At 61.3% G+C, this 13,555-nt stretch carries 12 protein-coding genes; 9 read left to right on the top strand and 3 right to left on the bottom strand.

The features are described 5' to 3' along the window. Positions 1–5: 5 nt before the first annotated feature. Together PQR67_RS17860 and PQR67_RS17855 are read left to right on the top strand one after the other, a co-directional pair. Positions 6–1,289: a dicarboxylate/amino acid:cation symporter gene (locus PQR67_RS17860; RefSeq protein WP_408461810.1), complete on the top strand. Its 1,284-nt coding sequence runs from the start codon at positions 6–8 to the stop codon at positions 1,287–1,289. Further along, positions 1,286–2,302: a threonine aldolase family protein gene (locus tag PQR67_RS17855; RefSeq protein WP_408461807.1), complete on the top strand. Its 1,017-nt coding sequence runs from the start codon at positions 1,286–1,288 to the stop codon at positions 2,300–2,302. Before PQR67_RS17860 ends, PQR67_RS17855 begins: the two co-directional genes overlap by 4 nt. Before the next feature lie 16 nt (positions 2,303–2,318). Here PQR67_RS17855 and PQR67_RS17850 read toward each other — a convergent pair whose 3' ends face one another. Next, on the bottom strand, positions 2,319–3,242 hold the full coding sequence (locus PQR67_RS17850) for a class I SAM-dependent methyltransferase (RefSeq protein WP_408461804.1): 924 nt from the start codon (positions 3,240–3,242) through the stop codon (positions 2,319–2,321). A 363-nt stretch (positions 3,243–3,605) separates the two neighbouring features. Between PQR67_RS17850 and PQR67_RS17845 the strand changes: the two genes are divergently transcribed. From PQR67_RS17845 to PQR67_RS17825, 5 genes are all read left to right on the top strand, one after another. Further along, entirely contained in the window at positions 3,606–5,165 is a 1,560-nt protein-coding gene (locus PQR67_RS17845) for a methyltransferase regulatory domain-containing protein (RefSeq protein WP_408461801.1), read from the top strand. A 161-nt stretch (positions 5,166–5,326) separates the two neighbouring features. Then, the gene (gene selD, locus PQR67_RS17840) at positions 5,327–6,391 is read left to right on the top strand and encodes a selenide, water dikinase SelD (protein WP_408461798.1); all 1,065 of its coding nucleotides are present in this window, start codon (positions 5,327–5,329) and stop codon (positions 6,389–6,391) included. Positions 6,392–6,547: 156 nt separating this feature from the next. Further along, positions 6,548–7,615, top strand: a complete 1,068-nt coding sequence (gene mnmH / locus PQR67_RS17835) for a tRNA 2-selenouridine(34) synthase MnmH (protein ID WP_408461796.1) — start codon at positions 6,548–6,550, stop codon at positions 7,613–7,615. 28 nt (positions 7,616–7,643) lie between these two features. After that, a complete protein-coding gene (locus PQR67_RS17830; RefSeq protein WP_408461793.1) occupies positions 7,644–8,699 on the top strand; it encodes a permease in 1,056 nt (351 codons plus the stop codon). A gap of 3 nt (positions 8,700–8,702) precedes the next feature. Then, a complete protein-coding gene (locus PQR67_RS17825) occupies positions 8,703–8,837 on the top strand; it encodes a hypothetical protein (protein ID WP_408461790.1) in 135 nt (44 codons plus the stop codon). Between the two features lie 54 nt (positions 8,838–8,891). Here PQR67_RS17825 and PQR67_RS17820 read toward each other — a convergent pair whose 3' ends face one another. Both PQR67_RS17820 and PQR67_RS17815 read right to left on the bottom strand, forming a co-directional pair. Further along, on the bottom strand, positions 8,892–10,202 hold the full coding sequence (locus PQR67_RS17820) for an MFS transporter (RefSeq protein ID WP_408461787.1): 1,311 nt from the start codon (positions 10,200–10,202) through the stop codon (positions 8,892–8,894). Between the two features lie 194 nt (positions 10,203–10,396). Next, positions 10,397–11,140, bottom strand: a complete 744-nt coding sequence (locus PQR67_RS17815) for a GntR family transcriptional regulator (RefSeq protein ID WP_408462154.1) — start codon at positions 11,138–11,140, stop codon at positions 10,397–10,399. Positions 11,141–11,295: 155 nt separating this feature from the next. On the opposite strand from PQR67_RS17815, the gene PQR67_RS17810 reads away from it, so the two are divergent. After that, positions 11,296–12,594, top strand: coding sequence for an MFS transporter (locus tag PQR67_RS17810; RefSeq protein WP_408461785.1), 1,299 nt, complete (start codon positions 11,296–11,298; stop codon positions 12,592–12,594). Between the two features lie 2 nt (positions 12,595–12,596). Continuing rightward, complete coding sequence (locus PQR67_RS17805; protein WP_408461782.1) at positions 12,597–13,496, top strand: amidohydrolase family protein; 900 nt, start codon at positions 12,597–12,599, stop codon at positions 13,494–13,496. The last annotated feature ends 59 nt before the right edge of the window (positions 13,497–13,555 follow it).

The raw sequence follows: 13,555 nt of genomic DNA, 5'->3' as shown, positions 1-13,555 counted from the left end.
TCACCATGCAATCGCAGCACGGTCGTCGAAAAATCCCTTTGCCTGTCCAGATGCTCCTCGGGCTTGTGCTGGGGTGCGCTGTCGGGTTTCTGTTTCCGCATTTCGCGGCGATGCTCGAGCCGATCGGAACGGCGTTCGTGCAGGCGATCAAGATGATCGTCGTGCCGCTCGTCTTCACGGCGATTACGCTCGGCATCTATCAGATGGGCAATCAGGCCCGCTCGCTCGGGCGGGTATCGGCGATCAGCCTGGGCTACTTCTTTGTGGCGACGGTGCTCTCGATCTTCATCGGTCTGGCGCTCAACGCGCTGTTTCATCCTGGCCTCGGCGCCAACCTGGCTGCAGCGGCTAAACCCGGCAAGGTGATCGCAGCCAGCGTGGACTGGACGAAGTTCTTTCTCGACATGATTCCGAGCAACATCGTGGTCGCGATGTCCGGCAGCAATCTTCTGCCGGTGCTGTTCTTCGCGGTGCTGCTCGGACTCGCGCTCGCCTCGCTGGGCAGCCGCGCAAAGCCACTGATCGACGTACTCGACGCGCTGATGGGCGCCGTCTTCAAGGTGACTCACTGGATCATTTCACTCTCGCCGATCGCTATCTTCGCGATCATCTCGTGGCTGTTCGCCACCCAGGGGCTGGCGACGCTGCTTTCGCTCGTCAAGCTAGTGGGTGTGATGTACCTCGGCCTTGCGGTGCTTCTGGTGCTTTTCGCTGTCGTCCTGAAGCTGATCGGCGAAAGTCCGCTGCAAGTGAGCCGCCAGATCAGCGAGCCCGTACTGCTTGCGTTTGCGACCCGCTCGTCGGAAGCGAGCCTGCCGTTGCATATGGAAAAGCTCGTCAAAATGGGCGTGCCGAAAGCCGTGGCGTCGGTGGTGCTGCCGCTCGGCTACGCGTTCAATCGCGACGGCTCGATCATGTACTTTGCGCTCGCAGTCGGCTTTCTGGCGGATGCGTACCGGATTCCACTCGACTGGCACACGCTGCTGTCCATCGTGATCGTCACCACGCTCGCGAGCAAGGGCAGTGCAAATGTGCCGTCCGGCGGCCTCGTGGCGGTCGCGATGGTGCTGAGCACGATCGGAGTTCCGGTCGAAGCCCTGGCGATCATCGCCGGCGTCGATGCGTTTCTCGACATGGGTCGCACCGCGATCAACGTTTATAGCAACACCGTGGCCGTCAAGTTAGTGATGAAACTGGCCCACGTCGCGTATGAACAACCCGCCACCGAGCGTACGCCCGAGCCAGGCGCGCCGGAGAGCGGAACCGCCACGCCCAGGGGACTGGCATGATCGATCTGCGCAGCGATACGGTGACGCGCCCCACTGAAGCGATGTGGGACGCCATGCGCAACGCGTCGCTCGGCGACGATACGCTGGAAGGCGACCCGACTGTCCACGCGCTGGAACAGGAAGCAGCCAGCTTGCTGGGTAAGGAGGATGCACTCTTCGTCTGCAGCGGCACGATGGGCAATGCCATTGCCACGCTCGTCCACGCACATCGTGGCGGCGAGGCCGTGCTCGATCAGCAAGCGCATATGGCCAACTCCGAAGGCGGCGGTGTCTCGCGCCTCGCAGGCCTGTTCTGCCGCACGATTCCCTCACATCGAGGGGAAATGGATCTGGACATACTGCGCGATACCGTCCGTGGCGAGTACTCGCGCTACGGAGAGCCGACTGCGATGGTGGCGATTGAGACAAGCCACAATGCCGCCGGGGGATGCGTCCAGGGGCTCGACTATCTGGCGCAGATCGCCGGCATGGCGCATGAGCGAGGCGCCGCGGTCCATCTTGACGGAGCACGTCTATTCAACGCGGCCGTTGCTCTGGGGACCGATGTACGCAACATTGCGCAGCATGGCGATAGCGTCACGTTTTGCCTGTCAAAAGGACTCAGTGCTCCGATGGGTTCAGTATTGCTCGGCTCTCGTGAATTCATCGGGCGCGCGCGAACCTTTCGACGAACCCTTGGTGGCGGATTGAGACAAGCGGGGATTATGGCCGCCGCTGGTTTGGTCGCACTACGTACCATGCCCGCGAGGCTCGCGGAAGATCATCGGCGCACGCTGCTGCTTTGGGAGCGCCTGCAGAATAGCGCGGTAGTGGAGGCTGACCGGCATCCGCCGCAAACCAATATTCTTCGTCTTGGGGTACCGAACGGGCAAGCGGAAGACTATGTGCGGCGGCTCGCAGATCAGAGCATCGCGATCCGTGCGAGCGGCCCGTACGCCGTGCGTCTCGTCGTTCATCGGCACATTGATGACGCGGCAATCGACGCGGTAAGCGATGCGTTCAAAGGGCTCTGAGGCGATAAGGCGATCGTCAGCGAAGAGGCTTTAGTGCGGTAAGGTAAGCGGTGCGCTCGGCCATGACCAATCGGCGACCTTCAACTTGCGGGCGAAGGATCTGTTCGAAGAATAGTCGTTCGTCCACGGTGAACTGCGTCGCGAGAATGTCGCCGAGCCGCGGAGCCCAAGGGTGCGGCGAGCTGCCAAGCAGCACGTCCCAGGAGGTGACCGTGGCGGGACGGACATCAATGTGGAACTCCATATGAATATCCGCGAACCCCGCATCTAAAGCGAAGCGAACCAGATCGCGTTCGCCAAAGTTGGCAATCGGACTCGCAGAAATTTTTTCGTCGGTATCGGGAAACTGAGCGGATTTCCAGCGATGCAGCAGATGGAAGAAGTTGTCCCCGGCTTTCTCCGGCAGACCTTCAACGATTTTCCGCAGCGAGCTTGCCTCGATTGCATCGTCGCGCATAATCGGTTCGGCGATCGATAGGCGGCCACCGGGTCTGAGAATCCGATGAAATTCCCGCAAGGCGGCCATCTTGTCAGGGACATAGGCAAGAACTGCCCGAGTCGCGACCGCATCGACAGCGCCCTCCTCAATGCCATCGAGTGATTCGGCGGAGCATTGAATGAAGACGCACTGATCCTGGATGTTCCGCTGAACCGCGAGTGCTTCAGTGTGACGAAGCAGAGGCGCCGAAATATCCGTCAAAAGCACGCGCAGCGATGGGCCTATGCGCTCGATCGCGCTTAAACCGATCAGCCCATCGCCGGTACCGATGTCGGCGAGTGTCATGCCAGGTGCAAGCCTCGCGCCGTCCAGAACGCGATCAACATGATGTTTGAGTTCGACATGAAGAGCTCGTTCGTGCCCTGGATCATCTCCGTGCCGAATATGTAACAGCCAATCGGACCACACATCGGATTGCGGCTGGGAGTCGGAATTATTCATGTCGAAGGACGAATGTCGATTGGATGACGAGGTGTGTCGAATGACCAAAGACTCGAACGTGATCCCGGATCAGCCGACCAGCAGTTGAGCGGCATCGCCGTCGGCGCATGAATGTAAGGGACGTTACCTTATGAGAACCTGAAGGACTTGCCGTCGGAGCCGGGAAACGCTTGGGAATGTCTGTCGTCGGACGGTGGATAGACAAAGGGGTCCGCGCTATGAGAGGCTTCGCATCACGCCGATCCGACGGCAAGGCGATCCGCACGCGGCGACGTTGACCCTATCGCCCCGGCCTCTGCTGCAAGTGGGTTGGGAAGCCGTCGTTCCAGCACGGCGATCCTTCAAGAAAACGAGAGCCAGAACGTGAGTGAGTGGGAAGCCGGCAGCATTGATGGTATTGCGTACACGTACGGCTATTGCGACGAACTGGATCCACTGCGCCTTGGACTTCCGTTGCTACAGTCGGGAATCGCCCTCCCGGTCCTGCGTACCGCCTGCGAGCTGGGATTCGGCCACGGCGTCAGCGTGAACATCCACGCAGCCGGGTCGACTACAGAATGGTTCGGTACTGACTTCAACCCGTCTCATGCAAGCTTTGCACGGCAACTGACACAGCTCGCAGGATCGCGGGCGAGTTTGTTCGCTGAAAGCTTCTCGGAATTCTGTACGCGAGACGATTTGCCGAAATTTGATTTCATCGGCATGCACGGCATCTGGAGTTGGATTTCCGACGACAACCGTGCGCTCATTGCCGATTTCATACGACGCAAACTCAATGACGGCGGCGTCGTGTACATGAGCTATAACACCCAGCCCGGGTGGGCCACGATGTTGCCGGTGCGCGAATTGATGAACTGTCATTTCCAGGCGAGCGCGCGGTTGAATGCACACGGCGGCGTGCCCGCCGAAACGCAGGTCCAGACGCACATCGCAGCGGCGTTGGACTTCGTAAAGACCGTGGTTGCGACGCAACCCGGCTACGCAGTGGTCAACCCGCTGCTGGCTGAACGTGTAGACGCATTGTGCAAGGAGAACACGCACTACCTCGCACATGAATATTTCAATCGCGACTGGCAGCCCATGACTTTCTCGCAGGTCGCATCATTGCTTACCGCGAGCGGTTTGACTTATGGCTGCTCTGCAGACTATCGCGATCATGTCGACGAGATCAATCTCAACCCAGCTCAACGCGCCCTGCTGGCAGGCATTCCAGATACCGCTTTACGTGAGACCGTACGGGACTTTTGCATCAACCGGTCGATGCGGCGAGACTACTGGGTCAAAGGAAGCCGGACGCTCGATGAAGCGGCGCAGCAGACGGCGCTGCGCGCGCATCGTGTCATGCTGGCGCTGCCGAGAGCTTCGGTCCTGCTGAAGGTACGCGGAGCGCTGGGAGAAGCGACGCTACCGGAAAGCTCATATGGTCCGATCCTCGACGCGCTTGCCGGCCATCACCCCGCACGCCTCGCCGATATCGAAAACAGCGTCCGCGCACGTGGGATTACGTTCCCCCTCATCGTCAAGGCCGTAACATTGCTAGTGGGCGCCGGCGTGTTGCTGAACGTACAGGACGAGGCGCATATCGCGCTCGCCCGTCCGTCATCGGACAGGCTGAACGCCGCTATTTGCGAGCAGGCGCTCCAGCATGGGGACATACAATTTCTGGTCAGTCCAGTGTCCGGATCAGGCGTGTTGATTCCCCGTGTGCCGCAGCTCTTCCTGTTGGCAAGGCAACGTCATTTAACGGAACCGACACGGTGGGCCGAATTCGCCGAAGCTGCCTTGCACACGAGCCCCACGCCGGCTCACGTCACGGAAGGTGTTTCGGTTAGCCCACTAAACACCCGCGACGATCTGATTGTGAAAGCGAATCGCTTTGCTGAAATACATCTACCGATATTGCAAGCGCTGGGAATCGCCTGAGGAAGATCATGACGCAATTCCACAAATTAGCGTCGTTAAATATGAAGCAAGACAGCCGGTCTCAACGGAGCTGGGCACCATTCTGTCGTGTTCGCTGACATGCGCCGCGCGCCGACAACCGCCATAATGCTTTCATTCGAAGCCCAAAATCCGCACCGCATATGACCGACACCGTTCCCACGGCAAACCCTTCGCCCCGCCTGACCAGCCTGTCCCACGGTGGAGGCTGTGGCTGCAAGATCGCCCCCGGCCTGCTCGCCGATCTGCTCAAGCGCAGCGTGCCGCTGCCGTTCTTTCCCGACCTGCTGGTCGGCAACGATACCGCCGACGACGCCGCCGTCTACAGACTCAACGACGAGCAGGCGATCGTCGCCACCACCGACTTCTTCATGCCGATCGTGGACGATCCGTTCGACTTCGGCCGCATAGCCGCGACCAATGCGCTGTCCGACGTCTACGCGATGGGCGGCACGCCGATCATGGCGCTGGCGATCGTTGGCATGCCGATCAATGTGCTGCCGCACGACGTGATCGCGGCGGTGCTCAAGGGCGGCGAGTCCGTCTGTGCGGAAGCCGGCATTCCCCTCGCCGGTGGCCATTCAATCGATTCGGTGGAGCCGATTTATGGCCTGGTCGCGATTGGCGTGGTCGATCCGCGGCGTATCAAACGCAATGCCGGCGCGCGGCCGGGCGACGTGCTGATCCTCGGCAAGCCGCTGGGCGTGGGCGTGCTGTCGGCGGCGCTAAAAAAAGATCGGCTCGATTCAAACGGCTACGCCGCGATGATCGCGGCCACGACGAAACTCAACCGGCCGGGCGCGGCACTGTCCGCGCTGGACGGCGTGCATGCACTCACCGACATCACCGGTTTTGGCTTGTTGGGCCATACGCTGGAATTGGCCCGTGGTTCAAATCTGACCGCCCGCGTGCGCTATGCGGATTTGCCCTGGCTGCCGGACGTGGTCAGCTTCGCGGAAGCCGGCATTTTTACCGGCGCTTCGGGGCGCAACTGGGACGCTTACGGCAAGGACATTGTTTTGCCATCCTCACTTCCGTCGACGGCCCGCACCCTGCTCACCGATCCGCAGACCTCGGGTGGCCTGCTGGTTTCGTGCGCGCCGGAAACAGTCGACGAGGTGCTCGCCCTGTTTCGTGCCGACGGTTTCGACGACGCAAGGGTGATCGGCGAAATGGTCAGTGGAGAAGGCCGGGTCGAAGTGACCTGAGAAGTGATCTGAGAAGCGAGCCGGTTAGTTGACGATGGGCCGATGGGCAAGGTAGGGCATAGGTCGCGGAAGCGGAACTGAGCAGCCCGCCAACCCGCATTCACGACGCATGCGATAATTTCGCTTCTCCCGCCGGTCTGTTTCGTCCGTAACCCCTTGAAAAACCTACTCGTCAGCCTGGATCAAGCCGGTGATTTCGATGAAATCATCGACGTGCGCACGCCTCTCGAATTCGCCGAAGATCACATTCCCGGCGCGCTCAATGCGCCTGTGCTGAGCAACGAAGAGCGTGTTCTGGTCGGTACGACCTACAAGCAGGTCTCGCCGTTCGAAGGCACGCGGATCGGTGCGGCGCTGGTTGCGCGCAATATCGCGCACCACCTGGAAACAACGTTTGCCGACCGGCCGCGCAACTGGCGGCCGCTGATCTACTGCTGGCGCGGCGGAAAACGCTCGGGTTCGGTCACGACGCTCTTCAATATGATCGGCTGGCCGGCGCGTCAACTGGACGGCGGCTATAAAAGCTACCGGCGCGTAACGCTGGAAACCCTCGACACGTTGCCGAAGACGTTTAACTACATCGCGCTCGTCGGCCCGACGGGCAGCGGTAAGACGCGCCTGCTCCAGGCGCTGCATCAGGCGGGCGCGCAAACGCTGGACCTCGAAGCACTGGCGGCGCATCGCGGCTCGCTGCTGGGCGCGTGGGCGGATGTCGCCCAGCCGTCGCAAAAGCGCTTCGACACGCTGCTGGTGTGCGCCCTGCACGGGTTCAATCCCAAACGGCCAGTTTTCGTCGAAGCGGAGAGCAGGCGAATCGGTTCGATTGCGCTGCCGCTCGCCCTCCTCGAAACGTTCCACCAGGGCGCTTGCGTCGACGTGTTGTCGAGCCGCGAAGACCGCGCGGCGTTCCTGCTGCACGACTACGCGCATCTGTTTGACGATCCCGAATCGTTGAAAGCGCAATTGCAGAAGATGATCGGTTTGCATAGCCGCGAACGTGTCACGGGCTGGCAACGACTCGTGGATGAAAATAGCCGGGCGACGCTCGCGCGCGAGTTGATCGAACGGCACTACGATCCGGCGTACGCGCGCAGCAGCCTTCAACATTTCGTCCACCTGCCGCGTGCGCTGCCAATCCATTTTCGGCCCAACGACGCCGATGTCGTTGAGCAGGCCAAAGCACTGCTTGCGCAATTCGATAGCAGCGCGCTCACTGTCATCTGATTAAAAACTAACGTTAAGACCGACCATCATGCAATCAACCCTTCGACAGCCCCGCGTCGCCCTTGGCTGGATCGTGTTTCTGCTGATCGCGGTCGTCGGCCTCTTCTATGTGAAGTGGTTTCCGTACTACAACCGCGCCTTCGTCGCCGCGAGCCAGCATTCCATCGGCAAATCGATCCTGATGGGCACCTCGTCGAGCGCTCCGCCAGCGCCATGGCAAGCGGCCATCGACTACGCGCTGGCCTACGGCAAGGCGATCTGGCAAGCCATGGTGCTCGGCCTGCTGCTGGGCTCGGCGGTGCAGGCGTTGATCCCGCCGCAGTGGGTCGCGCGTGCGCTCGGCCGGACCGACTTCAGCAGCGTGGTGAAGGGTGGCCTGATGTCGCTGCCGGGCATGATGTGCACGTGCTGCGCGGCGCCCGTCGTGGCCGGCTTGCGCGCCCGTCAGGCAGCACCGGGCGCGGCGATCGCGTTCTGGCTGGGTAACACCGCCCTCAATCCAGCCACGCTTGTCTTCATGGGCTTCGTGCTGGGCTGGCAATGGATGGGCTTGCGGCTCGCCTTGGGCCTCGTCATGGTGTTCGGCCTCGGCTATCTGGTGAACCGGATGGTCACGCCGAAAGAAGCCGAAGCATCGCGCGAAGCCATGGCGCAACTCGTCACCACCAACGACCCGGGCACCGCGTTCACGCGCTGGGTGAAGATACTCGGCACCATGACGCTGCGGCTGATTCCCGAATACATCGTGCTGGTGCTGATTCTCGGCGCGGCACGGACATGGCTGTTCCCGCACATCGGGCCCAGCATCGATAACAGCCTGCTGTGGATTGTCGCTTTGTCGATTGCCGGAACGTTGTTCGTGATTCCGACCGCGGGCGAAGTGCCGATCATCCAGGCCATGCTCTCCTTCGGCATGGCCGCAGGGCCGGCCGGCGCGTTGCTGATGACGCTGCCGCTGATCAGCGTGCCGTCGATGGCGATGCTCGGCCGCTCGTTCCCGAGGCGCGTGCTGACGGTAGTGGCGCTGGCAGTGGTGGTTTGCGGAGTGGCCAGCGGCTTGCTGGCTATCGCATTGGGGTTTTAAAGCATGAAACGCATTGCAGCATTCGCGGTGACGAGCTGGTCGGCCGCGGCCCTTCTTTACTTCGGGCAGCATTCGGTATCGCTGATCGTGATAAGCGGGGTTGTCGCGCTCGCCGGCTTCGATCTGTTCCGGCCGTAAGGCAAGTTACATCCGTACGGCCGGATAAACGCTTCAGCGCGGCGCAGGCGCGGCCTACGTCGCGCGAACCGTCGCCGCCTCGAGCATCATCCTGCGGCGCGCGCCAATCAGGGCGGCGAGCGCTGTGCCGATCCCCAACGCGAACAGGCAGGCCGTCGGCACCAGCATCGGCGCGATCTGACTGTGCGCCACCTTGCCGACATAAGGCATCAGGTTCTGCCCGGCAAAGCCGCCCAGATTGCCGATCGCGTTGATCGCCGCCACGCTCGCCGCGGCTCTTGCGCCGGAGAAGAATCGTGGCGGCAAAGACCAGAAACACGGATAGAGCAACGGAATACACGCTCCGCCCAGACACAACGCGGCAAAGCGCATCGACGCGGTCGGCAAAACGAGGCTCGACGCGAAGCAAACCACGCCGACACCGGCCACCACGCTCATCGCCTTCAGCACGACGCGCTCACGTTTGAGCTTGCCGGGCAGCCACAGCAGAAGCAGTGTCGCGAGCGCCCACGGAATCATGTTCAACACACCATTCAGCGACGACGACACGCCATCGCTTTTCAGCAGCGTCGGCATCCAGTAGGTCACGCCGTACAACGATGTCGACATCAGCATGTACGTCAGCGCGAACATCAGAACCTTCGGATCGAGCAACGCCCCCCAAGGCCGGGTCGACCTGGCGTCATCCGACGCTTCCCGCTTGAGCGCGGCGACGACGACATCCTTCTCCTGCTGAGAAAGGAACGGCGCGTCCTGCACCGAATTCGGCAGAAACTTGAGCGCGACGAACGCAATCAGAATGGCGGGAATACCGGTGGCGATAAACACCCACTGCCAACCCGCGAAGCCCCACGTGCCGCCCAATGTCAGCAGAAGCCCACCCACCAGCGAGCCCAGCATGTTGGCAAGCGAACTGCCCAGCGTGAAGAACCCCAGCACTTTGGTGCGATAGCTTTGCGGGAACCACTGCGTGAGGTAATAGATGACGCCGGGATAAAAACCGGCTTCGGCAACGCCCAGTGCGAAACGGAATGAATAGAAGACGGGCAGCGAACGCGCGAATGCCATCAGCACCGTGACCACGCCCCAGGTCATCATGATGCGGGCAAGCCAGGTCCGCGCGCCGAAACGATGCAGCGCCAGCGTGCTGGGCACCTCGAAGATGAGATAGCCGATGAAGAAAAGCGAAGCCCCCAGCCCGTATGACGCTTCCGTCATGCCGAGGGCATGCACCATCTCCAGTTTGGCGAAACCGACGTTCTGGCGGTCGATAAACGAAATCAGAAACATGACGATCAGAAGCGGCATCAGCCGCCACGCCATCTTCCTCATAACCTGCTGCTCAAATCCTGCCTGCGTAGACATGTCCGCTCCGGTTTGCTCGCCGGCCGCCATCGACGCTCGCCCGGCGGCATCCTGGCCGCTACGTCGAGGGAAATTGAGGGAACGGCCAGATTGATGTAGTCATATATATGTTTATATGAACTAGCATCGGACACCATGAGGTGATACCCGAATAGGCATGCGGCGGCTTGCGGTATTCCGGCGGGTTTCTGGCGCTAGCGGATTTCCACCTGGTACTGAAACGTCGCAGCGGCGCCGCGCGTGCTGCGCCATTCGAACGGCGTGCCGGCGAAGTCCGACGCGACACGCTGGACCTGAATCACAGGGCTGCCGGCCGCGACATCGAGAAGCGAGGCGTCGTCGGCTGTAGCTTGTTCTACATTTAAAATTTCCGTGGCGGAGGCCACGATCTGCCGGCAAAGACGCTCGTATAACGGATACAGCAAGTCCTCGAAATCGCCGAGCGGCAAGGTAGCCAAGGGCTCGAAACGCGCACGCGGCAACCAGATTTCTTCCGACAGAACCGCTTGGCCCTCGATCAGGCGCACACGCGACAAGTGGATCGCTTTCTCGGCGGCTTTCATGCCCAAGGTCGCGCGAATTTCTTCGCCAGGTTTCACGATTTCGCGCTTGAGCACGCGCGCGGTCGGCCGCACCGGTTTGCCGTCGCGCGACTTGAAGCGAAAGAAGCGAAACAGCGACGAATCGAAACGGGGCCGGCGGATGAAGGTACCTTTACCCTGGCTGCGTGTGAGCACACCGTCGGCAACCAGCAGATCAATCGCCTTGCGAACCGTTCCGGTGGAAACGTTATAGAACTGCCCCAACTCCGCCTCTGTGGCGATGGCTTCCTCCAGCGCCCATTCGCCTGCAGCAATGCGGCCGACCAGGTCGTCACGCAATTGCTGATAACGGGGCAACCGGCCATCCGGCCTGGTCACAAAAGAAGCGGCTTCCATAGCATTCATATAGTTGTTCAGAGGAGTAACTACTGTACAACATCCCGCGACGGCGACGTGAGCAAGGGTTAATACTCAATGACTTTCGACGGCATTGCGCTCACCATTCATGTAGTCATATATATGACTACATGAATGGCATAACGGAGACGGCTATGTTCACGTGGTACAAGCAGGGCACGTCCCTGGAGCGCAACACCTTTTGGGGCTGCTTTGCAGGTTGGGGACTCGACGCGCTCGACGTGCAGATGTTCACCCTCGCCATTCCCGCGATCATTGCCGCGTATGGCATCGACCATACGCAGGCCGGCGCGATCAGCAGCGTGACGTTGATCTCTTCGGCGCTCGGCGGCTGGATCGCAGGGGCGTTGTCGGACCGCATCGGGCGAGTCCGGACGTTGCAAATGACGATCCTCTGGTTTGCCGGCTTCACGTTCCTCTGCGCCTTCGCGCAAAACTTCCCGCAGCTCCTGGTGCTCAAGGCACTGCAAGGATTCGGATTCGGCGGCGAGTGGGCAGCCGGTGCGGTGTTGATGGCGGAAACCATTCGTACCGAACATCGCGGCAAGGCGATGGGTGCCGTGCAAAGCGCCTGGGCGGTTGGGTGGGGCGCGGCCGTGCTGGTGTATGCCGTAGCATTCTCCTGGTTACCCTCGGACACCGCATGGCGTGTGATGTTTGCCGCTGGCCTGGTGCCAGCCGGTCTGGTTCTATTCGTACGGCGCAACCTGAAAGAGCCGGTGCGCGTTGCGCCGGAAAGCGCCGCGCCAGTGATCTCGGTGCTCGGGCAGATAACCCAGGTCTTCCAGCCGCGTGTGCTCAAGACCACGGTGATCGGCGCGGTGCTGGGCACTGGCGCGCACGGCGGGTACTACGCGATCATGACCTGGCTGCCCACCTTCCTTGCCAAAGAACGGCACCTGTCGGTTCTGAACACCGGTGGCTATCTGGCGGTTGTCATCGTGGCTTTCTGGTGCGGTTGCATGGCGAGCGCCTATCTGCTCGACCGCATTGGCCGCCGGCGCAACATCGCCCTCTTCGCGTTCTGCTGCATCGTGACGGTTCTCGCCTACGTGATGCTGCCGTTGACCAACACGCAAATGCTCCTGCTGGGCTTCCCACTCGGCTTGTTCTCCGCGGGCATTCCCGCAAGCCTCGGCCCGCTTTTCAACGAACTATATCCGGCCGACATGCGCGGCACGGGCGTCGGATTCTGCTACAACTTCGGACGGATCGCCTCAGCGGGATTTCCTGTGCTCGTTGGCTACATGAGTCATTCGATGTCTCTCGGCATGGCAATCGGAATCGACGCGGCGATTGCATACGGCCTCGCGATGATCGCTGTATTGCTGCTTCCCGAGACGCGCGGCAAACGCCTGCGTGGCGTGGTATCCGAATCGGCGTCCGATGCCGTCGACCACGCGCGATTGACCTTGGACCAGCCGCGGAGCTGACCATGAGTCCCCCTGCACTCCTCGCTCAATCCCAGTCCTGCCGTGTGGACACCCACGCGCATGTCTTCCAGCGAGACTTGCCGCTCACGGATAGCCGGCGTTACGCGCCTGATTACGACGCGGCGCTCGACACCTATTTGCAGTTGTTGAACGCGCACGACATCGGGCGCGCGGTTCTGGTACAGCCGAGCTTTCTCGGGACGGACAATCGCTACCTGCTGCAAGCACTGTCCCAAGACAGGCTCCGCTTGAGGGGCGTGGCGGTGGTTGCGCCCGACGTTTCCGAAGGAGAGTTGACCGCGCTGCACGCTCGAGGCGTAACCGGCATACGGCTCAATCTGATCGGGCAGGCATTACCGGATCTGTGCGCAAAGTCGTGGGCACCGTTGCTCGAACGGGTGTCGAAACTCGGTTGGCACATCGAACTACACCGCAATGCGCAGGACCTGGCACCCATGCTCGACAGGTTGCTGGAGACTGGCGTGCCCGTGGTCGTCGATCATTTTGGACGCCCCGACCCGGGGAAAGGAATTCACGATCCCGGCTTCGGGGCTTTGCTTGGGTATGGCAAAACCGGCCGCGTCTGGGTCAAGGTCTCAGGCGCCTACCGATGTGCGGCGCCGGGTTCCGCCTTTGTGCATGAGGCGACGAACCTGCTTCTCGAACACTTCGGCGCTGAGCGGCTGATGTGGGGCAGCGACTGGCCCCATACTCAATACGAACAGGTGATGAACTACGGCCAGTCACTATCGACGCTATTGGAACTCGGCCTGGATGCAGCGACGATAGAGACGATTCTATGCACAACGCCTGCGTCGTTCTACGGATTCGAGCAGGAGTCCGGGAGCCACGCCGCGTCGACAACGACGACGACAACGACGTTGCTTCAACGCGCTTCCTGAGCGAAGCGGCCAGGTCAAAGTCCGCCGTGCCTTATCGGCGACGGCAGACTGCTTCATCA

This window comes from Paraburkholderia fungorum, assembly GCF_046026025.1.
GTDB classification, from domain to species: domain Bacteria; phylum Pseudomonadota; class Gammaproteobacteria; order Burkholderiales; family Burkholderiaceae; genus Paraburkholderia; species Paraburkholderia fungorum_E.
The sequence above is the reverse complement of the archived record's forward strand: the minus strand, read 5'-3'. Positions and strand labels throughout refer to the sequence as shown.

What these genes read in the sequence shown, in the direction of transcription:
- PQR67_RS17830 (WP_408461793.1), top strand. Translation starts at nt 7,644, where the DNA reads ATGCAATCAACCCTTCGACAGCCCCGCGTCGCCCTTGGCTGGATCGTG.
- PQR67_RS17825 (WP_408461790.1), top strand. Translation starts at nt 8,703, where the DNA reads ATGAAACGCATTGCAGCATTCGCGGTGACGAGCTGGTCGGCCGCGGCC.
- PQR67_RS17850 (WP_408461804.1), bottom strand. Translation starts at nt 3,242, where the DNA reads ATGAATAATTCCGACTCCCAGCCGCAATCCGATGTGTGGTCCGATTGG.
- selD (WP_408461798.1), top strand. Translation starts at nt 5,327, where the DNA reads ATGACCGACACCGTTCCCACGGCAAACCCTTCGCCCCGCCTGACCAGC.
- PQR67_RS17855 (WP_408461807.1), top strand. Translation starts at nt 1,286, where the DNA reads ATGATCGATCTGCGCAGCGATACGGTGACGCGCCCCACTGAAGCGATG.
- PQR67_RS17860 (WP_408461810.1), top strand. Translation starts at nt 6, where the DNA reads ATGCAATCGCAGCACGGTCGTCGAAAAATCCCTTTGCCTGTCCAGATG.
- PQR67_RS17805 (WP_408461782.1), top strand. Translation starts at nt 12,597, where the DNA reads ATGAGTCCCCCTGCACTCCTCGCTCAATCCCAGTCCTGCCGTGTGGAC.
- PQR67_RS17810 (WP_408461785.1), top strand. Translation starts at nt 11,296, where the DNA reads ATGTTCACGTGGTACAAGCAGGGCACGTCCCTGGAGCGCAACACCTTT.
- PQR67_RS17820 (WP_408461787.1), bottom strand. Translation starts at nt 10,202, where the DNA reads ATGTCTACGCAGGCAGGATTTGAGCAGCAGGTTATGAGGAAGATGGCG.
- PQR67_RS17815 (WP_408462154.1), bottom strand. Translation starts at nt 11,140, where the DNA reads ATGGAAGCCGCTTCTTTTGTGACCAGGCCGGATGGCCGGTTGCCCCGT.